Source organism: Halorubrum sp. AS12 (assembly GCF_051122765.1).
Classification (GTDB): domain Archaea; phylum Halobacteriota; class Halobacteria; order Halobacteriales; family Haloferacaceae; genus Halorubrum; species Halorubrum trapanicum.
This window is the reverse complement of sequence record NZ_CP185385.1, coordinates 1416172-1436879: the sequence shown is the minus strand read 5'-3', so window position 1 is coordinate 1436879 and position 20708 is coordinate 1416172. Positions and strand designations below refer to the sequence as shown.

The 20708-nt window shown below is 70.7% G+C and carries 22 protein-coding genes and 2 pseudogenes; 13 read left to right on the top strand and 11 right to left on the bottom strand.

Annotated elements, in window-relative coordinates; all coding sequences use genetic code 11:
- Positions 1-59: 59 nt before the first annotated feature.
- Complete coding sequence (locus ACODNG_RS07275; RefSeq protein WP_434523030.1) at positions 60-1016, bottom strand: glycerophosphodiester phosphodiesterase; 957 nt, start codon at positions 1014-1016, stop codon at positions 60-62.
- 121 nt (positions 1017-1137) lie between these two features.
- Here ACODNG_RS07275 and ACODNG_RS07270 point away from each other — a divergent pair, with 121 nt between their 5' ends.
- Positions 1138-1539, top strand: coding sequence for a hypothetical protein (locus tag ACODNG_RS07270; protein ID WP_434523029.1), 402 nt, complete (start codon positions 1138-1140; stop codon positions 1537-1539).
- Positions 1540-1545: 6 nt separating this feature from the next.
- On the opposite strand, the gene hisE is transcribed toward ACODNG_RS07270, so the two are convergent.
- The 3 genes from hisE to ACODNG_RS07255 form a co-directional block, all read right to left on the bottom strand.
- Positions 1546-1905, bottom strand: coding sequence for a phosphoribosyl-ATP diphosphatase (gene hisE / locus ACODNG_RS07265; RefSeq protein WP_434523028.1), 360 nt, complete (start codon positions 1903-1905; stop codon positions 1546-1548).
- Positions 1902-2495 (bottom strand): pyridoxal 5'-phosphate synthase glutaminase subunit PdxT, encoded by a 594-nt coding sequence (gene pdxT / locus ACODNG_RS07260; RefSeq protein ID WP_434523027.1) that lies wholly within the window; start codon positions 2493-2495, stop codon positions 1902-1904. Before pdxT ends, hisE begins: the two co-directional genes overlap by 4 nt.
- 97 nt (positions 2496-2592) lie before the next feature.
- Positions 2593-2754: a preprotein translocase subunit Sec61beta gene (locus ACODNG_RS07255; protein ID WP_049910744.1), complete on the bottom strand. Its 162-nt coding sequence runs from the start codon at positions 2752-2754 to the stop codon at positions 2593-2595.
- Between the two features lie 153 nt (positions 2755-2907).
- Between ACODNG_RS07255 and ACODNG_RS07250 the strand changes: the two genes are divergently transcribed.
- Together ACODNG_RS07250 and ACODNG_RS07245 are read left to right on the top strand one after the other, a co-directional pair.
- Complete coding sequence (locus tag ACODNG_RS07250) at positions 2908-3177, top strand: thioredoxin family protein (RefSeq protein ID WP_006111654.1); 270 nt, start codon at positions 2908-2910, stop codon at positions 3175-3177.
- Positions 3178-3262: 85 nt separating this feature from the next.
- Positions 3263-3412, top strand: coding sequence for a 50S ribosomal protein L40e (locus ACODNG_RS07245; RefSeq protein WP_048078454.1), 150 nt, complete (start codon positions 3263-3265; stop codon positions 3410-3412).
- 242 nt (positions 3413-3654) lie between these two features.
- Here the strand turns inward: ACODNG_RS07245 and ACODNG_RS07240 are convergent, their stop codons facing one another.
- Positions 3655-4296 carry an MBL fold metallo-hydrolase gene (locus ACODNG_RS07240; protein WP_434523026.1) on the bottom strand — a complete coding sequence of 214 codons (642 nt, stop codon included), beginning with the start codon at positions 4294-4296 and terminating at the stop codon, positions 3655-3657.
- Positions 4297-4435: 139 nt separating this feature from the next.
- Between ACODNG_RS07240 and ACODNG_RS07235 the strand changes: the two genes are divergently transcribed.
- The 7 genes and pseudogenes from ACODNG_RS07235 to hisH all read left to right on the top strand — a co-directional run bounded on the left by ACODNG_RS07235 (position 4436) and on the right by hisH (position 9605).
- Positions 4436-4618 carry a DUF5786 family protein gene (locus ACODNG_RS07235; RefSeq protein ID WP_434523025.1) on the top strand — a complete coding sequence of 61 codons (183 nt, stop codon included), beginning with the start codon at positions 4436-4438 and terminating at the stop codon, positions 4616-4618.
- Complete coding sequence (locus tag ACODNG_RS07230; protein WP_434523024.1) at positions 4619-5206, top strand: DUF99 family protein; 588 nt, start codon at positions 4619-4621, stop codon at positions 5204-5206.
- Positions 5207-5258: 52 nt separating this feature from the next.
- Complete coding sequence (locus ACODNG_RS07225; RefSeq protein ID WP_434523023.1) at positions 5259-5894, top strand: uracil-DNA glycosylase; 636 nt, start codon at positions 5259-5261, stop codon at positions 5892-5894.
- Between the two features lie 96 nt (positions 5895-5990).
- On the top strand, positions 5991-7028 hold the full coding sequence (locus ACODNG_RS07220) for a PhnD/SsuA/transferrin family substrate-binding protein (protein WP_434523022.1): 1038 nt from the start codon (positions 5991-5993) through the stop codon (positions 7026-7028).
- A 27-nt stretch (positions 7029-7055) separates the two neighbouring features.
- Positions 7056-7889, top strand: a complete 834-nt coding sequence (gene phnC / locus ACODNG_RS07215) for a phosphonate ABC transporter ATP-binding protein (RefSeq protein ID WP_434523021.1) — start codon at positions 7056-7058, stop codon at positions 7887-7889.
- Complete coding sequence (gene phnE, locus ACODNG_RS07210; RefSeq protein WP_434523020.1) at positions 7886-8854, top strand: phosphonate ABC transporter, permease protein PhnE; 969 nt, start codon at positions 7886-7888, stop codon at positions 8852-8854. The genes phnC and phnE overlap by 4 nt, the downstream gene beginning before the upstream one ends.
- Before the next feature lie 90 nt (positions 8855-8944).
- Positions 8945-9605, top strand: a pseudogene (gene hisH / locus ACODNG_RS07205) (imidazole glycerol phosphate synthase subunit HisH).
- A 22-nt stretch (positions 9606-9627) separates the two neighbouring features.
- Here hisH and ACODNG_RS07200 read toward each other — a convergent pair.
- The 4 genes from ACODNG_RS07200 to ACODNG_RS07185 form a co-directional block, all read right to left on the bottom strand.
- Entirely contained in the window at positions 9628-10641 is a 1014-nt protein-coding gene (locus ACODNG_RS07200; RefSeq protein ID WP_434523019.1) for an aldo/keto reductase, read from the bottom strand.
- A gap of 34 nt (positions 10642-10675) precedes the next feature.
- A complete protein-coding gene (locus tag ACODNG_RS07195; RefSeq protein ID WP_434523018.1) occupies positions 10676-10885 on the bottom strand; it encodes a DUF7560 family zinc ribbon protein in 210 nt (69 codons plus the stop codon).
- Positions 10886-10973: 88 nt separating this feature from the next.
- Entirely contained in the window at positions 10974-11729 is a 756-nt protein-coding gene (locus ACODNG_RS07190; protein ID WP_434523017.1) for an ABC transporter permease, read from the bottom strand.
- Complete coding sequence (locus ACODNG_RS07185; RefSeq protein ID WP_434523016.1) at positions 11726-12772, bottom strand: ABC transporter ATP-binding protein; 1047 nt, start codon at positions 12770-12772, stop codon at positions 11726-11728. Before ACODNG_RS07185 ends, ACODNG_RS07190 begins: the two co-directional genes overlap by 4 nt.
- Before the next feature lie 140 nt (positions 12773-12912).
- On the opposite strand from ACODNG_RS07185, the gene folP reads away from it, so the two are divergent.
- From folP to ACODNG_RS07170, 3 genes and pseudogenes are all read left to right on the top strand, one after another.
- On the top strand, positions 12913-15492 hold the full coding sequence (gene folP / locus ACODNG_RS07180) for a dihydropteroate synthase (RefSeq protein WP_434523074.1): 2580 nt from the start codon (positions 12913-12915) through the stop codon (positions 15490-15492).
- 87 nt (positions 15493-15579) lie between these two features.
- Positions 15580-17099 (top strand): annotated as a pseudogene (locus tag ACODNG_RS07175) (DHH family phosphoesterase).
- 120 nt (positions 17100-17219) lie between these two features.
- Positions 17220-18290, top strand: a complete 1071-nt coding sequence (locus ACODNG_RS07170) for an NAD(P)/FAD-dependent oxidoreductase (protein WP_434523015.1) — start codon at positions 17220-17222, stop codon at positions 18288-18290.
- Positions 18291-18815: 525 nt separating this feature from the next.
- On the opposite strand, the gene ilvA is transcribed toward ACODNG_RS07170, so the two are convergent.
- Both ilvA and ACODNG_RS07160 read right to left on the bottom strand, forming a co-directional pair.
- The gene (ilvA, locus tag ACODNG_RS07165; RefSeq protein ID WP_434523014.1) at positions 18816-20027 is read right to left on the bottom strand and encodes a threonine ammonia-lyase; all 1212 of its coding nucleotides are present in this window, start codon (positions 20025-20027) and stop codon (positions 18816-18818) included.
- 211 nt (positions 20028-20238) lie between these two features.
- Positions 20239-20646 (bottom strand): gamma-glutamylcyclotransferase family protein, encoded by a 408-nt coding sequence (locus ACODNG_RS07160; RefSeq protein ID WP_434523013.1) that lies wholly within the window; start codon positions 20644-20646, stop codon positions 20239-20241.
- Between the last annotated feature and the right edge of the window lie 62 nt (positions 20647-20708).

Genomic DNA, 20708 nt, shown 5'->3' with positions numbered 1-20708 from the left:
ACGAGACCCGAACGAATAACACTTCTGCCGCCTCGCGCGCCGACACTCCCGGTCGGCTGTCACGTCTCACGAAGCCCGCGAGTGACATCCGACACGACCGCGTCGACGCCGGCGGCCGCCAGCGCCTCGTACCCCCGGGCCGAGGCGACCGTCCACGGTAGCACCCGAAGACCGGCGTCCGCCGCGCGCGAGACGATGTCCGTCCGGAGACACAGCTCGTACCGCGGCGACACCGCGGCACAGCCCAGTTCTGTCGCCGTCTCGACCATCCCCGCTACGTCCTGCGACGGATACGCCCACCGCGGCAGCTCTGTCCCCTCGGAACGCCCCGGAATCAGGGGTCGCAGGAGCCGCGCCGGGACTGACTCGCGGACGCTGTAGACGGTCGGAACCGCCGGGTCGGCCCTGCGCACTGCCTCGAGCACCGCGGGGTCGTCGGCGGTGACCGCGAGGTCGTGGCCGCGGTCCGCGCCGGTCGCGACCGCGTCCGCCGCGACGCCCCGCGATTTCAGGTCGAGCATGACCCACGCGTCCGCCGGCACTGCGTCGAGCGCCTCGGCGAGCGTCGGCACCGGCTCGCCCGATCCCTCCACGGAGAGGTCGGCGAGCCGCTCGTACGGAGTCCGGTCCACGCGGCCGGTCGCGTCCGTCACCCGCCCGAGCGTCGCGTCGTGGAAGGTGACGAGTTCGCCGCTACCGCAGCGCCGGACGTCGAGTTCGATCCGGTCGACGACGGCGGCCGCCGCCTCGACGGCCGCGACCGTGTTCTCCGGGTACTCGGCCGCGAAGCCGCGGTGCGCGATGACGGGCGGGTCGGCAACATCGCGGTCGACGCGGTTCTCGCTCGCCTCGTCGCCCCCGCGGTCGATACAGCCGGCGGTCGCCGCGACAGCACCGACCGCGATCGGTCCGGTCCGTCGAATCACCGCTCTGCGAGTCGGTTCGGTCCGTCGAAGCATCGCTCTGCGAGTCGGTTCGGTCCCCACGTCGGACCCGGACGAGTCGGTGTCGCTCACGGTGCTGTCCTTCCAGTCAGGTTCGGCCCCGAGAACAAAAGATCGCGGTCGCCGGTTCTCGGGCACCGGGCGCCTCGTCCGCGGGAGAAGGTATTTGCGCCCGGCAGCCCGACCCCGAGGCATGGACGGAACGAAGGCCCTCTACTACGGCGCGATCGCGCTCGTGATCCTGATCGGGATCAGCGTCGTACTGTCCGTGATATCGGCCATCATCGGACTCGTCGGTGCGGTGATCTCCGGAATCGTCTCGCTCGCGGTCCTCGCTGGAATCGTCTACGTCGCGTACAAGGCCGGCTCGTGGCTGCTCGGCGACGACGACTCCGCGTCGCTCGATTCGATCGATTCGATCGGCTCCGGGTCGTCGTCGACGTCGGTCGACGCCGGAAGCAGTCGCCAGGACCGCCTCCGGAAGCAGTACGTCGAGGGGCAGATCAGCGAGGCGGAGTTCGAGCGCCGCATCGGCGAGGAACTGGAGACCGAGGAGGTCGACGACATCGACCGCGAACTCGAACGGGAGCGCTAAGGGGATCTAAAAACGGTCGCGCAGCTCCTCGCGGAGGTCGTCGACGTCGAGGTCCTTCATCGCGAACAGCACGAGCAGGTGGTAGACGAGGTCGGCGCTCTCGTAGGTGAGCTCCTCGCGGTCGTCGTCTTTCGCCGCGAGGATCGCCTCCGTCGTCTCCTCGCCGATCTTCTCGAAGACGGCGTTTTCGCCCTTCTCGTGGGTGAAGAGGGAGGCGGTGTACGACCCCTCGGGCAGCTCCTTCTTCCGCGACTCGATGGTGGCGAACAGCTCGTCGATGACGGCCTCGGACGGGACCTCCGGATCCTCGTCGGTCTCGGGGTCGGTCCCCGCCGCCTCGCTGTCGTCCGCGCTCGGATCGCTCACGCGACCACCTCCCGCTCGGGGTAGAAGGCGAGGTCGTGGATCCGTGGGTCGTCGGTGAGTTCGGGGTGGAACGCGGTGGCGACGACCGGCCCGTCGCGCACCGCGACCGGGCGCCCCTCGACCGTCGCGAGCGTCTCGACGCCCGCGCCCACGTCGTCGATGAGCGGCGCGCGGATGAACACGGCGTGGAAGGGGTCGTCGAGTCCGGTCACCGGGATCTTCGCCTCGAAGGAGTCCTTCTGCCGGCCGAAGGCGTTGCGGTCGACGGAGACGTCGACCAAGCCGAGCGCGTCGACACGGTCGTCTTTCGCGTCGGTCGAGCAGACGATGAGTCCGGCGCAGGTGGCGAGCACGGGCTTGCCGCGTGCGACGTGGTCGCCGATCTCGGCGGCGATCCCCTCGCGGTGGATCAGCCGCGAGATGGTCGTCGACTCCCCGCCCGGCACGAGGAGGACGTCGCAGTCCGGGACGATCCCCGCCTCCCGGATCTCGACGACCTCCGCGGACTCGTCATGGGCGGCCGCGGCGTTACGCACGGCAGCCGCGTGCTCGGCCACGTCGCCCTGAACGGCGATGACGCCTGCTTTCATACGGATCGGTGGGGCGGGCGCGTGGAAAAAGGGCGCGCTACGCGGTCGGTCGGTTCACGGTCGGTTCGGCGGGAAAACGAGGAAACGCGGGGGGACTCTACGCGACCGTCAGCGAGAGGATCTGGACGAACACGCCGAAGAGGACGCAGAACGCGAGGACCGTCTTGGGGTCGATCGCGATGGCGTTCCGGTCCTCGTTCTCGAAGTAGCGGACCAGTCCCGCACTGGACATCAGCCCGCCGGAGTTGGAACCACTCATACCCGTTTCTGTGGGTCGCCGCGTTCTAAACGTTTCGTTCGCTGCTCGGGTCGCGGTGAGCGCCGTCGCCGCGCGGTCGGCCGGTCGCGTGGGTCGCGCGCACGCACGAGTGGGAAACCCTTATGCGCGGGCCGGCGATAGTTGACGCCGACTATGACCGTTCGACTGCTGGATTTCCACGCCGAGTGGTGCGGCCCGTGTAAGACCCAAGACCCCATCCTGGAGGAGATTCAGGAGGACCTCGGCGACGCGTTCGAGCTCCAGAAGGTCGACGTCGACGAGGAGCAGGACGTCGCGAACCAGTACCAGGTCCGCTCGCTCCCGACGCTCATCGTCGAGAACGACGACGGCGTCGTCGACCGCTTCGTCGGCGTCACGCAGCGCGAGGACATCGAGGCCGCCCTCTCCGAAGCGGGCGCCTGACCCCGGTTCTCGCTCGATAGCCGTTCTTTCCGCGGTCGCCGCGGCGTCTCGCAACCTTTTACAGCACCGCACGTCCAGTAGCCGTATGGCCAAATTCGACGCCGCCGAACGCCGCATGCTCGACCGACAGATCTGTATGCGCTGTAACGCCCGCAACGCCTCCGAGGCCGAGCGCTGCCGCAAGTGCGGCTACACCAACCTCCGCCCGAAAGCGACCGAACGCCGCGCGGCGTAATCCGGTCGACTCCGGGCCGGAACCGGCCCTTCTCGCGGACTCTCGTCTCGTTTCGACGGCCAGCCGCGCGTGCGCCTCGTTCCTCCCCAACCTCGGCGGGCGGCCCGGCGCGGGCGGGGCCGCGCCGGACCGCCGCCTCCCTCGCACGCGCTCCTCGCGGCCGCCTTAGGCGCCCGCTCGGAGGCGCGCGCCGACGTTGGCGGTCGGCCTTCTCGTCGCTCGCTTTTACATCCGGGTCCCGGTCACTCGTCGGGGTACTTCGGCTCGCGGCGCTCGGCGCGCTCGGTCGCGCGCTCGATCACCTCGCGGACGGTGTCCGGTCCGTCGGCGGCGCGGTAGACGTCGCCGTGGCCGGGGAACATCGCCGCGGTGGTGTCGGGGAGCCGGTCGAGAATCCCGCGGAGGCTCTCGATCAGGCGCTCGCGCGACTGGCCGGCCATGTCGGTGCGGCCGAACGAGCCGTCCGAGAACGCGCCGTCGTTGTAGACGACGACGTCGCCGGAGTAGAGCCGCTCCTCGCCGACGAGCGAGACGTGGTCGTCGGCGTGGCCCGGCGTGTAGATGACCTCACACGCCTCGTCGCCGACGAGTATCTCGTCGCCGTCCTCGAGCGCGACGTCGCGGTGCGGGTGGTCAGCGTACGCGAACACCCGCGGGTCGAACCGGTCGACCACGGCGTCGAGCTCGCCCACGTGGTCGTGGTGCTGGTGGGTGATCACGACGCGGTCGAGTCCGTCGACGCCGGCGTCGTCGAGCGCGTCAGCGATTACGTCGTCGACGCCGGGCATCGTTCCCGCGTCGACGAGCGTCGTCACGTCCCCGACGACGAGGTACGCGTTACAGGTGAACTCCTCCGCGTCCGCGGTGACGGTGATCGGCTCCATACCCGTACTCGCCCCCCGAGCGACAAAAGGCTACAGTCGCGGCCGCGCGGCCGGCGTTCGGATGCCGCCGCGCGGTCGACGCTCGGATCCCCCCTCGCCCGTGGATTTATGGGTAACCCCCTGTTAGTCTCACACACATATGGGCTTCGGCAGCTACGACGAGTCCGAACAGGAGAATCAGGACCTGGACGCGGACTTCGACGACGACGACGGCGTCCAGGCTGCCCAGGAAACCCATCAGGGGTCCGTCGACTACGAGCCCGGCGCCTCGAACGACGAGCTTCTCGACCGGCTCCAGGAGATCAAGTCCGAGGACGCGTGAGTGGCCCCGCCGAGCCGGACGCTCGGCATTGCCTTCTCTGACGCCCGCGACGCCAGCCACGCGGCCGGCGTCGTCGTCCGCGCCGACGGGACTCCGGACGGTTTCGCGTTCGCGCGGTGTACCGTCGGCGGGACGGACGCCACCGACGCGGTCCTCGACTGCTGGCGCGCGCTCGCCCGCGAGGACGTTCGCCACGTCGCCTGCGCGGGCGTCGCGCCGGCCTGGTTCAACCTCCTCGACCTCGACCGCCTCTCCGAGACGCTCGACCGACCGGTGTACGCCGTGAGCTACGAGGAGAGTCCCGGACTCGAACCGGCGCTCCGCGAGGCGTTCGACGGCGACGCGCTCGCCGACCGTCTCGCGGCGTACCGGTCGCTCCCCGCCCGAGTCGCGGTCGACCCCTCGGACGTGGGCGACGACGCACCGGACACCGACGACCCCCGCTTCGTCCGCGCGGTCGGTATCGACCCCGAGCGCGCCGCCGCGGCTGTCAGGGGACTCACCCGCGACGGCTTCCGGCGCTGCGAGCCGCTCCGAATCGCGTCGCTCGCCGCGAGCGCGCACCGCGAGGCGGCGGCGGGCGAGTGAGCGCTCCGGGTCGACCGACGGGACTTAGACGCCCGCGCCCGGAGCCGTGCGTATGAGCGAACACGGCGGCGACGCCGATTCCCCGCTCGACGAGGACCTCCGGGTGCCGGCCTGCGAGCGGTGCCCGGCGCTGGTCGAGTCCCGGAGCCGGATCGTGGACGGGGTCGGGCCGACGGACGCGGACCTGCTGTTCGTCGGCGAGGGACCGGGCGCGAACGAGGACGAGGAGGGAGAGCCGTTCGTGGGACGGTCGGGCGACGTGCTCGACGACGCGCTGCGGGACGCCGGACTCGCCCGCGCGGACGTGCGGATCACGAACTGCGTGCGGTGCCGGCCGCCCGACAACCGGGACCCGACGACGGAGGAGCTGGCGAACTGCCGCGGCCACCTCGAAAGCGAAATCGACCGGCTGGACCCGGCGCTGATCGTGACGCTCGGGAAGGTGCCGAGCGAACACCTCCTCGACCGCTCGGTGGCGATCACTTCGGAGTCGGGCGAGGTGGTCGACGCGCGGCTCGCCGGCGACTCGCGGCGGGTGCTGCTCTCCGTCCACCCGGCGGCGACGCTGTACGACCGGAGCCAGCGCGACGGCTTCTTCGAGACGATCGCTCGGGCGGCCGAACTGAGCGGCGCCGGGAGCCGAGAGGGGAGCGGAACCGACGGCCAGTCGCGGTTGGGCGAGTTCTGATCGGCCGGTCGGCCGCCGTCCGGCCGTGACGGTCGTTCATGATCTATATAGAAAACATAGAAAACGATTAGTCGTGCGAGCGAAAGTACCGCCTGTATGTCCGACAACAGGTGGTCGGCGAACCGGCGAACGTTTGTCAAAACAGCGGGCGCGGGCGGCGTGGTCGCGCTCGCCGGATGTTCCGGCGGCGGTGACGGCGGCGACGGCAACAGCTCCAACGGCGGCACCTCCGGCAGCACCGACGACGTGCCGACGGCGCAGTTCGTGTTGAACCCGGCGGAGGCGGACGTCGCCATCGAGGAGCAGTACCAGCCGATGTTCGAGTACCTCGAGTCGGAGGTCGAGGTCGAAATCGAGGCGAGCCGCGCGGAGAGCTACACGGCGACGCTTCAGGCCATCCGCAACGATCAGGGCGAAATCGCCGACATCTCCCCGTCCGCGGTCATCGCGGGCGAGGACATCCTCGACATCGTCGGGATCCGGGTCGCGTACGGCGCTGCCCAGTACTTCTCGACGATCACGACGACGCCGGACAGCGGCATCGAGTCGCTCTCCGACCTTGAGGGTGAGCTCATCTACATGGGCGACATCCTCTCGGTGTCCGGGACGCTCGTCCCACTCACGGTACTTCAGGACGCCGGGCTCGAGATCGGAAACGCCCCCGACGGCGACGCGGGCAACTTCGAGGCGGAGTACTCGGACCACACGACCGCACGCGAGCAGATGGTCCAGCGCGACGACGTGATGGCCGCGACGACCGGCGCGTTCTCCTCCGCCCCGTACGTGCCCCAAGGGCAGTTCGAGGAGATGTCGCAGGACTTCGTCGACATCTCCGCGGAGTACGACGGCGCCGGCGACGAGATCGAGTCGTCCGGCACCGAGCTCCAGCTGCTCGCGGTCTCCGACCCGATCCCGCGCGCGCCGCTCGTGACCCGGTCTAACTGGGACAACTCCGTGAAAGGCGAGATCGAAGAGGCGATCTTGAACGCCGGGGAGGACGACCTCTCGCACGGCGACGACTACGACGGCGAGCCGCTCTGGTTCACCGGCGTTCAGGAGGGGACGATAGACGACTACGAGATGATCCGGACCGTGCTCGACGAACTCGGTCTCGAGTTCGAAGACCTTTCGTAAACCCCCCGGAAACATCATTTTGCCCTAATGAGCAGCATCACAGTCGAGGGACTAACGAAACGGTTTGGCGAGACCGTCGCGCTTGACGACGTCTCCTTCGAGGTCCCGGAAGGAGAGTTCGTCATCGTGCTCGGCGTCTCCGGATCGGGGAAATCGACCCTTCTCCGATGTATGAACGGGCTCGAAACCCCCACCGAAGGCGAGATCCGGATCGGCGACACGCCGGTGGACGAGCCCCGCCCCGACATCGCGATGATCTTCCAACAGCACAACATTATCGAGCAGATGAACGCCTACTCGAACGCGCTCACCGGCTCGCTCAACCGCAACACCTTCCTTGACTCGCTCTTCCAGCGACAGAGCGAGGAGGACAAGCTTCAGGCGCTCGACGCGCTCGACACGGTCGGACTCTTAGACGAGGCCCAGCAGAACGCCCAGCAGATGTCCGGCGGGCAACAGCAGCGCGTCGGGATCGCCCGCGCGCTGGTCCAGGACCCGACGATCCTCCTCGCCGACGAGCCGGTCGCGAGCCTCGACCCCGGCTCCTCACAGCAGGTGATGGGATACCTCCGGACGGCCGCCGCCGACCGCGGCCTGACCGCCGTCATCAGCCTCCATCAGGTGAACCTCGCACGGAAGTTCGGCGAGCGGTTCATCGGGCTCCGCGACGGGAAGAAGGTGTTCGACGGCTACCGCGACGAGTTCGACATGGACGTGATAGACAAGATCTACGGTGACATCGACACCGAGGGCATGTTCGCGCCCGATGGCGAGGCCGACGACGGTCCCGACCCGTCGAGCGAATCCGGCGACGACGCGTCCTCGAAGCGCGGCGTCTCCAGCGGGGGGATGGGCCAATGAGCTACGGCGATAGCGTCCGCGACCGCTACGAGGAGATCGTCCTCGCGCGTCGGGTCCGCGCGCTGGTGTTTCTCGCCGGACTCGCGGCCCTCGCCGGCCTGTTCTACTACGCGCTCATCTCCGTCGGCTTCTTCGCGGCGAACATTCCGGACTACCTCCCGAACTTCCTCAACGCGCTGCGTGACTTCTTCCCGTTCTTCACGCCGGCGTTCCCGTTCATCGAGCCGGCCGGGTTCCTCGACTACTGGGCGTTCATCGACGAGCGAAACCTGATCTGGGGCGGCTTCGGCGGCGAGACGCCGCTCTTCGGTGAGGCCGGGATCACCCTCGCGATGGGCTTCGCAGGCACCGTGATGGGGTTCCCGCTCGCGCTGCTTTTCGGCGTGCTCGGCTCCGGCCGCGTGACGCCGTTCCCCTTTAACTTCATCTTCCGCGGTCTCATGTCCTCCATCCGCGCCATCCCGGCGCTGGTGTGGGGGCTCATCTACATCCCGCTCGGCGGGATCGGCCCGGTGACCGCGACGCTCGCGATCGCCACCGACACCGTCGGCAACCTCGGTCGCCTGTTCACGGACGAGCTCGAAGAGATCGAGGACGGGCCGATCGAGGCGATGGAGACGACCGGGGCGAACAAGCCGCAGCTCATCACCTTCGGGATGCTCTCACAGGTGACGACGCCCTTCATCGCGTGGACGCTGTACATCTTCGAGATCAACGTCCGGATCGCCGTCTCGCTCGGCATCATCGGCGGCGGCGGGCTCGGAAACGTGCTCTCCGTCCAGCAGGGGCTGTTCGCGTTCACCAACATGATGGCGACGATCCTCGTCATCCTCGTGTTGATCATCTCCGTGGAGATCGTCTCACAGCGGATCCGCTCGGCGCTCCGCGAGGGCGACGAGGCGCAGGGGATCGTGGCGCTGCTCATGGGCTTCCCGCAGCGGATGGCCGAGGCGGCGCTGAAGTGAGCTGAGCGCGTTCGATCCGCCCGCGTTCCGCCCTCGCGACTCGACTGTCGCAAGGGAAACCGACTTTTCCGTCCCCCTCCGAGAGGAGGTATGAGTACCTTCGAACCGCCCGCGGAGACGCTGGCGGACGTCGTCGTCGTCGACTACGGGCTCGGGAACCTCCGGTCCGCGACCCGCGGGCTGGAGCGCGCGGGCGCGGCCGTCGAGATCACCGACGACCCCGAGGCGTTCGCGGCGGCCGACGGCGTCGTCCTCCCGGGCGTCGGCGCGTTCCGCGAGGGGATGGAGAACGCCGGCCCGCTGCGCGAGGCGCTGACCGACCACGCCGAGGCGGGCCGCCCCCTCTTCGGGATTCGTCTCGGGATCGGAGATGCTCCTCACCTCCAGCGAGGAGGCGGACCACGAGGGCGAAGGCGAGGTGACGGGTCTCGATCTGGTGCCCGGCACCAACGTCCGGTTCGACGTGGACCGGAAGGTGCCGCACATGGGGTGGAACGAACTCGACGTCGCGCGCGACCACCCGATCGTCGAGAGCGTCGAGGGCCAGTACGCCTACTTCGTCCACTCCTACTACGCCGAGCCGGACGACCCGGACGCCGTCGTCGCTACCGCGGACTACGGCGTCGACTTCCCGGCGGTCGTCGCCAACGAGGACGGCAACGTGTTCGGCACGCAGTTCCACCCCGAGAAGAGCGGCGAGACGGGGCTGCGGATCTTACGGAACTTCGTCGAGTACTGCGCGGAGCGGTAGTCGGCGATCGCGGCCGCTCTTTTTACAGCTCGTCGTACGGGCCGGGCTTGGCCGCGGTGAGGCGGTCGACCTGCTCGTCCGAGAGGTCGATCGTCGCGGCCGCGAGGTTCTCGCGGAGCTGGTCGACGGTGCGGGCGCCGACGATGGGCGCGGTGACGCCGTCGCGGTGCGCGAGCCACGCGAGCGCGGTCTGCGCGGGCGAGGCGTCGACCTCGTCGGCGACCGCGTCCAGCTCGTCGTGGACGTCGAAGTTCTCCTCGGTGAGGTACGCCTCCTGGAACCGGCTGGACTCGGCGGCCTTCGAGTCGTCCGGCAGGTCGGCGTCGCGGTCGTACTTCCCGGTCAGGAAGCCCTGCCCGAGCGGACTCCACGGGGAGACGGCGAGGTTCCGCTGGCGCGCGAACTCCAGGTAGTCGCCCTCGACCTCGCGGTCGACGAGGTTGTAGCGCGGCTGGAGCACCTTGAACGGCTCCCACCCCTCGCTGCGGGCGATCTCGTTGGCGCGGGCGACCTTCCACGCGTTCGGGCGGAGCGTGGAGGCGCCGAGGTAGTGGACCTTACCAGACTCGACCAGCCCGTTCAGAGTCTTCATCAGCTCGCGAGCGGGCGTCTCGTCGTCCCACCGGTGGATGTAGAGGACGTCTATGTAGTCGGTGTCGAGGCGGTCGAGGAGGGCGTCGACGCGGTGGCGGACGTTCTTGCGGTTCGTGCCGCGGCTGTTCGGGTCGCCGTCGCGGATCTGCCAGTACACCTTCGAGGCGACCGTGTATCGCTCGCGGTCGCGCTCGGCGAGCCAGTCGCCGATCCAGCGCTCGCAGTCGCCGCCGCCGTACACGTCGGCGGTGTCGATGTAGCGCCCGCCGGTGGTCTCGTAGGCGTCGAGCAGTTCGTGGGCGCGGTCCTCGTCGATCTCCACGTTGCCGGCCTCGGTCACGCGGCCGAACCGCCACGTGCCGAACTGGAGCTCGCTCGTCCGCAGGCCGGTTCGGCCGAGCGGCACGGTTCCCAGATCGATCTCCTCGAGTTCTGGCGTCATCGTCGAACGGTTGTCGCGGTCGACGCAAAAAGCCTCAGCAACCGGATGCGGTGTGCGAACGCGTGGCGGACACGAAGGATTCGGTGATGGCCGCGGCGCTCACTCGCACGTCACGGCGAAGTCCTCCTCCGCCGCGGCCGCGGTGCGACACCGGGCAGCCGGCGTCGAGTATCGTCTCGCGCATCTCATCGTTGACCTCGATGGTCTGCGCGCAGTCCGGACAGGTGAAGTGAACGATGCTCAACGGCGTTACCTCTCAGTTCCTCCGGACGCGGGCTGTGAACATAAATGAACGGTTCCGGGACCGCGGCGGGCCGCCGCCCCCGGCCCGCTCACTCGGTTCGCGGCACCGCGTACGCGCCGACCGCGAGGAAGCCGGCCGCGAGCGCGGTCAACACGATCAGGTCCCCGGCCCACGCGCCGCCCTCGTAGGTGATCGCTCTGGTCCCCCGCGCGAAGTACGTGAGCGGCGAGGCGGCGACCGCGGGCAGGAACCACTCCGGGAGCAGCGACGGGGTGACGAACGTCTCGGAGAGGAACAGCAGGGGGAGCGCCACCGTGTTGCTCGCGGCGATCACGCCGTCCTGCGAGTCGGCGAGCGCGCCGAGGACCGCGCCGAGTCCGCAGAACAGCGCGACCGCGACCGCGACAAAGACGGGGAGGACGGCGAGCGCGGGCGAGACGATCAGGGTCGCGTCCGTCACCGCGAGGACGAGACCGAGGATGAGCAGGCTCGCGGCGCCGATGATCCCGACGTTGACGAGCGTGTGCGCGAGCAGCCACTCGCCGCGCGAGAGGGGGGTCGTCGCCAGCTTCTCAAACCGCCCGCCGTCGCGGTGGCGCGCGATCTCGGAGCCGACCCGCGACAGCGGCGTGAACAGGACGACGACCGCGAGGTAGCCGGGGATGTAGTAGCCCGCCGGCTCCGCGAAGAGGCCGCCCCCGGTCGGTTGGGTCCGCACCAGCGCGCCGAAGATGACGACGAGGATGACGGGGAAGAAGAAGGTGAAGAACACCGCCGTCCGGCGGCGGGTGAACGAGCGCGCCGCCGCGACCGCCTCCGTCCGGATCCGGCCGAGGCGGGTCATCGGTCGCCCTCCTCGTCAGCTCTCTCGACGCTCTCTCCTGCGTCCCCCCGCCGCGCGTACTCCTCGCCGGTGAGCCGCAGGTACACGTCTTCGAGCGACGGCTCGGTCCACGAGAGCGAGTCGAACGCGACCCCGGCGCCGTCGAGCGCGTCGACCGCGTCGCCGATCGCTTCGGGGCGCACGCCCCGCACCCGGAGTCCCGCCTCGGTCCTCTCGACGGTCGGGTCGGTCCCGAGGCGCTCGCGGACCCCGGCCGCGACCGCCTCGACGACGTCCCCGGTCGTCGACTCGGCGGTTGCGGCGTCGAGCCGCGGCGCGCCGCCGTGTTCCGCGACCAGCCGGTCCGGCGCTCCGCTCGCGATCACTTGGCCGTCGCGCAGCAGTGCGACCCGGTCCGCGAGCCGCTCGACCTCGTCCATCGCGTGGCTCGTGAGAAATATCGTCGTCCCCCCGGCCGCGAGCCGCTCGATCAGCCGGTGGATCGCCCGCCGGCCGGCGGGGTCGATCCCGGTCGTCGGCTCGTCGAGGAACAGCAGGTCGGGGTCGTTGACGACGGCGGTCGCGACGCAGGTCCGGCGCTTCTGGCCGCCCGAGAGCGTCTCGTACCAGGCGTCGGCGTCGTCGGCCATCCCAACGTCGTCGAGGACCGACTCGGTGTCGCGGGCCGCGTCGTAGAGCCCGCCGTAGTAGTCGACCAGCTCGCGGGCCGTGAGCCGTGCGGGCGGGTCGAACGACTGCGGGAGCAGCCCGATCCGGGCGGGGTCGACGTCCCGCGGCGGCGCGCCGAAGACGCGCAGATCGCCCTCGGCCTCGGTCGTCCCGGTGAGCGCGCGCACCAGCGTCGTCTTCCCGGCGCCGTTCGGGCCGATGAGTCCGAACACCTCGCCGGCCGCGACATCGAGGTCGACCCCATCGAGCGCGACGACGTCGCCGTACGACTTCCGGATCCCCTCGCCGCTCACGACGGGATCGGCCGCGGGACCGCCCGGACTCGCCCCGTCGGCGGGGGCGTCGCCCGCGGCGTCGGTCGCTGTCTCGTTCATGCGACCGAGTCCGACCGCCGCGCGCGTAAGGGTTGCTCTTCGGTCGACGCGGGGCAGCGCCGTCGACGGAAGCGCCGCCGTGGCGCCCGCCCTCGTCCCGGTCCGTTACCCCTAAGCGACGCGCTCCCGACTCACGGCGTATCCACTACCACGAGGCGGCGGCGTTCCTCTTCGACCTCCGCCGCTTCTCGGTCAAGCCCGGCACGGAGCGGGTAGAGGCGCTGCTGGCGCACCTCGGCGACCCGCAGGAGGACGTCCAGTTCGTTCAGATCGCGGGGTCGAACGGGAAGGGGAGCACGGCGCGGATGACGGAGTCGGTCCTCCGCGAGGCGGGGCTGTCGGTGGGACTGTACACCTCGCCGCACCTCTCCGCGCTCACGGAGCGCGTCCGCGTCGACGGCCGGGAGATGACGGAGACCGCGGTCGCCGACTTCGTCGCGGAGGTGCGCCCGTGGCTGATCGACCGGGCGGCCGCGGGCGAGCCGCTCACCTTCTTCGAGGTCGTGACGGCGATGGCGGTCCGCGAGTTCGCGCGGCGTGAGGTCGACGTGGCCGTGCTGGAGGCCGGTCTCGGCGGCGAGTACGATGCGACGAGCGCGGTCGACCCCGCCGCGACCGCCGTGACGAACGTCTCGCTCGAACACACCGCGGTCCTCGGCGACACAATCGAGGAGATCGCCCGCACGAAGGCCCGGATCGCCCGCCCCGACGCGCCGTTCGTCACCGCCTGCGACGGCGAGGCGCTCGACGTCGTCCGCGAGGTCGCGGGCGAGGCCGGCGCGCCGGTGACGCGGGTGACGGGTGACGGTGCTACCGGCGACGGTCCCACCGGAGACGGCGGCGACTCCGGGTCCGACGACCCGCCCGCGTTCGCGGCGACCTACGAGGGCCGCGTCAGCGCCACCGACGCCGAGATATCCCTCGCCGGCGAGCGCGAAGGGACCTACCGGATCCCGCTTGTCGGCCGCCATCAAGCCGCCAACGCGGCGGTCGCCGTCGCGCTCGCGGACCGGACCGCGGCGGCGCTGGGGACCGACCTCGCGGACCGGGCGATCCGCGACGGCCTCGCGCGGGCGACGTGGCCGGGGCGGTTCGAGGTGGTCGACACCGCGCCGCTGACCGTCCTCGACGGCGCGCACAACCCCGCGGCGGCTCGCACGCTCGCGGCGACGCTCGACGAGTACGACTACGACGACCTCCACCTCGTGTACGCCGCGATGCACGACAAAGAGCACGCGGAGACGGCCGCGGCGCTCCCCGACGCGGCGACGGCGGTCACCTGCCGGCCCGAGATCGACCGCGCCGAGGACCCCGACGTGCTCGCGGCCGCGCTCCGGTCGGCGGGCGTCGACCGCGTGACGTCGGGCGGCGACGTGTCGGACGCGCTCGTCGACGCGGTCGACCGCGCCGACGGAGACGACTGCGTGCTGCTCGTCGGCTCGCTGTTCGCGGTCGCCGAGGCCCGCGCGGCGCGAAATCGGACGGTCCGCCAGCGAACGGTTCGGGACGGCGCCGACGCCGCCCACGCGCTCGACACGGCCGGCGTCCCGCCGGCGGGGGTCGCGGCCCGCCGGGACGGCGTCGACCACCGCGTCCTCACCCTCCGGCTGCGCGGCGACCGCGCCGAGCGCGTCGCGAGCGAGGCCCGGGCGGTCGGCGGCGACGCGGCCCTCGGCGGGCTGGGCGCGGACGAGGACCGCGGCGCCGGCGGCGAGCAGGTGCCCGTCACGGTCGCCGGAACGGTCGCCGAACTCCGCGCGCTCGTCGACCGGCTCGCGGCGACCGGTGGCGACGGACTCGGCGGGGTAGCGGCCGACATCGCCGCGGCGGTCGGCATAGCAGAGCAGGAGGACGACCCCGAGGACCCCGACCTACCGTGGACCGACCGGACCGCCGTGATGGGCGTGCTCAACGTCACGCCCGACTCCTTCCACGACGGCGGACGCCACGCCGACCTCGACGACGCGGTCGCGGGCGTCGAGCGGATGGTCGAGTCCGGGGTCGATATCGTCGACGTCGGCGGGGAGTCGACCCGGCCGGGCGCGGAGCCGGTCCCGGTCGAGGAGGAGATCGATCGGGTCGTGCCGACGGTCGAGGCGATCCAGTCGGTGCCGGCGGTCGACGCGGGCGACGTGCTCGTCTCGGTCGACACGCGGAAGCCTGCGGTCGCCGAGGCGGCGCTCGACGCCGGCGCGGACGTCATCAACGACGTGACGGGGCTGGAGGACCCGGAGATGCGCTCGGTCGTCGCCGACGCGGACTGCCCGGTGATCGTGATCCACAGCCTCGACGCGCCGGTCGACCCGGACGCCGACCCCGAGTACGACGACGTGGTGAGCGAGGTCGTCGACGCGCTGCGCGAGCGGCTCGCGCTTGCGGACACGGCCGGCATCGACCGCGACCGCGTCATCGTCGACCCCGGTCTCGGGTTCGGCAAGTCGCCCGCGGAGGACTTCGAGCTGCTCGCGCGCTGCGGGGAGTTCGCGGCGCTCGGCTGTCCGGTTCTGATCGGCCACTCGCACAAGTCGCTGTACGGCGCGGTGGGCCGCGACGCCGACGACCGCGAGCACGCGACGGTCGCGGGCACCGCGCTCGCCGCCGACCGCGGCGCCGACATCGTCCGGGTCCACGACGTCGCTGAGAACCGCGCGGCGGTCGACGTCGCCGCCGCGGTCGACGGGGCGCTCCGCGAGGGGGACGATCCGGAGGACGCGGCGTAATGTCGGTTCGCCCCCGAGCCCGTGTCCGGGGAGTCACCCCCGCCGTGCCGACGGCAGCGTTTTGCCTCGCGACCTCGTCGCGTCCGTATGACCCGGCGCCTGCTGCTCGGCTGTAGCGCGGTCGGGAACGCCCTCGCCGAGCGCACCCGCGAGGGGCGCGGCGATCTGGTGGCGATCACCGACGACACGGGGTGGGCGTCGACGCTGCGCGACCGCAACGTGGCCACGGTCGAGGCCGACCCGACCGACCCGACGACGTACCCGGACTCGGCGGCGATCGTGCTGGTCGCGAGCGACGACGCCGCGCGCAACGTCGCCGCCGCGCACGCGGCCCGGAACCGCTACCCGGACGCGATGGTGGTCGCGTACCTCGGAACGGCGCCGACCGACGAGCAGCGGGCGGCGATCGAGGCGGTCGCGGACCGCGTGGTCGACCCCGTCGAGGCCGTCACCGACCGCGTCTGCGAGGCGATCGGTCTCGACGGCGACGACGCGGGCGGCGCGGGCGGCTCCGGTGATGCGGGCGACCTCGCCCCGAATCTCGCCGGCGACCGCTCGCAGACGCCGGACGACGAGAAGCCCGCCCGGCTGCTCGCGGCCCTCCGGGCGCTCTCGGGACCGCTCCTGGTCGTCGCGCACGACAACCCTGACCCGGACGCCATCGCGAGCGCACTGGGATTAGCGCGGATCGCGGAGTCGATCGGCGTCGACGCCGACGCGTGTTACGGCGGCGAGATCGCCCACCAGGAGAACCGCGCGATGGTGAACCTCCTCGACATCGGTCTCCGGTCGTTCGACGAGATCGACCTCGACGAGTACGGCGGCGTCGCCCTGGTCGACCACTCTCGCGCGGGGATCAACGACAGCCTCCCCGAGGGCCACCCGGTCGACGTCGTGATCGACCACCACCCGCCGCGGGGACCGGTCGCGGGGTCGTTCGTGGACATCCGCCCCGCGGTCGGCGCGACGAGCACGCTAATCTCTGAGTACCTCTCGCGGTTCGGGATCGTGCCGGATCGGGACCTCGCCACGGCGCTCCTGTACGGGATCCGGATCGACACGAAGGACTTCACGCGGGCGACCGCCATCGACGACTTCGAGGCGGCCGCCGCGCTGCTCGCGCACGCCGACGAGTCGACGCTCGAACGCGTCGAGAGCCCGAGCGTGAGTCCCGAGACGCTGCGCGTGCTCGCGGCCGCCATCGAGAACCGCGATGTCCGCGGGTCGGTGGCCGCCTCCTGCGTCGGCGAGATCGCCGACCGAGACACCCTCGCGCAGGCGGCCGAGCGCCTCCTCGATCTGGAGGACGTGACGGTGACGTTCGTCTACGGCTACATGGACGGGGTGATCTACGGCTCCGCCCGCGCCCGCGGCGCGGACCTCGACGCGGGCGAACTGCTGCGCGACGCGCTCGACCCCGTTGGTTCGGCCGGGGGGCACGCCGCGATGGCCGGCGCACAGGTCCCGCTCGGGATCCTCTCGGAGGTCTCCGAGTCGGAGTCGCTGTCGGACGTAGTCGAGGCGTTCGTCGCCGGACGGTTCTTCGAGGCGCTCGACGACGCCCCCGCGCAGCCCGTCGGGCTTCCCCGGAGTTCCCGACCGACTGACCGGGTTCGAGTCGATCGGGACGCGCCGTCGCCGCTCGCGTCGTCCTCGCCGGTCCCGGTCGTGCGATCGCCGCGCCAACGGTCGCAACGTACATACGGCGCGCCGGCGAACCCTTTCGTATGACCGACGACGTCGTCGAACACCGTCGACTGATCATCGCCGGCACCGGCATCTCGGGCCTCTCCGCGGCGATCTACGCCGCGCGCTCGAACAACGACCCGCTGCTCATCGAGGGTGACGAGCCGGGCGGCCAGCTCACGCTGACGAGCGAAGTGGAGAACTACCCCGGCTTCCCCGAGGGGATCTCCGGGCCGGGCCTGATCAACGACATGAAAGAACAGGCGCAGAAGTTCGGCGCCGAGACCCGCAACGGCGTCATCGAGGACGTCTCGAAGGAGCCGGCGGGACACTTCCGCGTCGCACTTTCGGATGGTGACGTCTACACCGCCGACGCCGTCATCGCCGCGTCGGGGGCCAGCGCCCGCACGCTGGGGGTCCCGGGCGAGGACGACCTGATGGGGTACGGGCTCTCGACCTGTGCCACCTGCGACGGCGCGTTCTTCCGCGACGAGGACATGCTCGTCGTCGGCGGCGGCGACGCCGCGATGGAGGAGGCGAACTTCCTGACGAAGTTCGCGGACACCGTCTACGTCGCCCACCGCCGCGAGGAGTTCCGCGCCGAGGACGTGTGGATCGAGCGCACGATGGACGCGGTCGAGGAGGGCGAGATCGAGCTGCTCTTGAACACCGAACTCACCGAGATCCACGGCTCGCCCGAGGACGGGATCGACCACGTGACCCTCGTCGAACACCCGGACGGCCATCCGAAGGAGAAGCTGGACGACCCGGCGACCGCCGACGAGGTCGACGAGTACGAGTTCGACGTGGGCGCCGTCTTCTACGCCATCGGCCACACGCCGAACACGGACTTCCTCGAAGGGACCGGCATCGAGACCGACGAGGACGGCTACCTGATTACCGAAGGCGGTCGCGGCGGTGGACAGACCCGAACCGGCGTTGAGGGCCTCTTCGGCGCGGGCGACGTGGTCGACTTCCACTACCAGCAGGCGGCCACCGCGAGCGGGATGGGCGTGAAGGCCGCGCTCGACGCCGACGAGTACCTCTCCGAGCGCGAGCGCGCCGGCGAGCTTTATGAAGGTGAGGTCGACGCCGCGGCCGCGGACGACTAATAATCGAGGTGTCCTGCGGTTTCTTATAAAGTAGCGTTCGGTCCCGCGTTCGGAGCGTGAGGACTGATTGACCGCGGGCCGGCCGTTTATTTATAAATAATCGGGTGTAGATCGACGGCGAACACCTCCAAAGCCCCAGCCGCTCGCTTATAAATAATTGACCACGGAGCGGCGACGAATGCCTCCAAAGCCCCAGCCGCTCGCTTATAAATAATTGACCACGGAGCGGCGACGAATGCCTCCAAAGCCCCAGCCGGGAGGCGGACGCACGCTCGCTGCGCTCCGCACTCGGTCGCTCACTCCGTTCGCTCCCTCGTTGCGGTGCTTGCGTCGCCTGCGCCCGCCTCCCGGCTGCCCCTTTGAGTCCCGCCCCGCACAGCACCGCGCCTCACGCCTCCCCAGCCTCGTCAGTCGCCTCCGCTTCGCTCCGGCGACTGACTCCCTCGCACCGGCGGTTCGCGGCCCGAAGGGCCGCTCACCGGGGCGCGCCACCGCAGTTTTATTTATAAATAGTCACTGTGCGCCTCACGACAGAATCTCCACCTCGTACCCGTCGGCTTCGAGCGCGTCGACGATGTCGGCGGCGTGTTCGGCGTCGTCGGTCTCCAGTTCGAGTTCCAGTTCGGCGGCGTTGACGGCCACGTCCCGCGAGGTGCGGTCGTGGTGGACCGCGTACACGTTCGCGCCGGTGCGCGCGACGATGCTGGAGACGCGCTCCAGTTCGCCGGGCCGGTCCTTCAGGTCGATAGTGATCTTGAGGTACCGACCCATCTGGACCAGTCCGCGCCGGATCACGGTGCCGAGGCGGTTGAGGTCGATGTTCCCGCCGCAGAGCGCGGCGACGACCGTCTCGCCGTCGTCGTACTCGAACGCCTCCGAGAGGACGGCGGCGAGCGCGACCGCCCCGGCGCCCTCGACGAGCGTCTTCGCGCGCTCCAAGAGCAGCGTGAGGGCGAGGGCGATCTCGCGGTCGTCGACGGTGACGACCTCGTCGACGTACTCTTCCATCACTTCGAGGGTCTGCTCGCCGACGGATCGGGTCGCGATCCCGTCGGCGATCGTGTCGACGCTGTCGATCTCGCGGAGCTCGCCCGCCTCCAGCGACTTCGCGGCGGAGGCGGCGCCCTCCGCCTGAACGCCGACGACGCGGGCGTCGGGCAGCTGCTCTTTGATCGCGACCGCGACCCCCGAGATCAGCCCGCCGCCGCCGATCGGGACGACCACGGTGTCGAGTTCGGGACAGTCGTCGACGATCTCCAGGCCGAGCGTCCCCTGTCCGGCCATCACGACCGGGTCGTCGAACGCGTGGACGTAGGTCCGGTCCTCCTCGCGCTCCAGCTGGTGGGCGTACGCCTGCGCCTCGTCGTAGTCGACGCCCTCCAAGCGGACGCTCGCGCCGTACCCGCGCGTGGCCTTCACCTTCGAGACGGGCGCGAACTTCGGCATCACGACGGTGGCGTCAACGCCCGCCCGGCTGGCCGCCAGCGCCACGCCCTGCGCGTGGTTGCCCGCGCTCGCGGTGACGACGCCGGCCTCCCGTTCCGCCGCCGAGAGCGTCTCGATCCGGTTCATCGCGCCGCGGATCTTGAACGCGCCGGTCCGCTGGAAGTTCTCCAGCTTCAGGTGGAGGTCGGCACCGCTCATCTCCGAAAAGGAGCGCGACCGCTCCAGCGGCGTGTGCCGGGCGACGCCCGAGACCCGCTCGCGCGCCTCGCGGATGTCGGCAAGACTGAGCATGCCACGTCGTCGCCGCGCCGACCGCTAATCGGTTCCGGTCGACCGCGGTCGCCTCGCCCGTCGTATCGACGAGCGAGCGGCTCGCGGTTCGTGAAAGGGGGGGAATCGCACGCGTGTGACGTGCGAGTGAAGCGAGGCGGCGGGAATACAAAAAGGTGGGGCTACCAGAGTGAAAGTGTAACCGCACGACTGCGGCGCTGTCATCCGCCCGTCAGACGGGATCTCGGGGGGTTAGCCGCACCCGCACGTCGCGGTCGTCGAGGACCGATCGCACCCGGTCGGCGAACGGGCCGTTTCCCGGCCACGTCGCGTCCGCGTCGAGCCGGTCGGGGTCGCCGACGTACACCGCGGCGGTCCCCGGGTGGTCGGCCGGCGCGTCGAGCGGCACGGTCTCGCGGACGTACAGCCCACCGTCGACGTCCTCGTACGCGTCGAGCGCGTCGATCTCCTCCGTCCGGAGCAGTCTGCCCGCCGTCTCGCCGCCCGGCGCGAGCGTCGGGTACCGGCCCTCCACGAGTTGGAGGCCGTCGAGCGTCGCGGAACCGACGAAGACGAACGAGTCGACCACCTCGGCCACCCGATCCGGCTCGGTCAGCGTGCCGTACACGAAGACGTCCATGGGGTGCGTGGGTCGCTCGCGGGTTTCAACGTTCGGGCGGTCGCGGCCCGCGCCCTCGACTC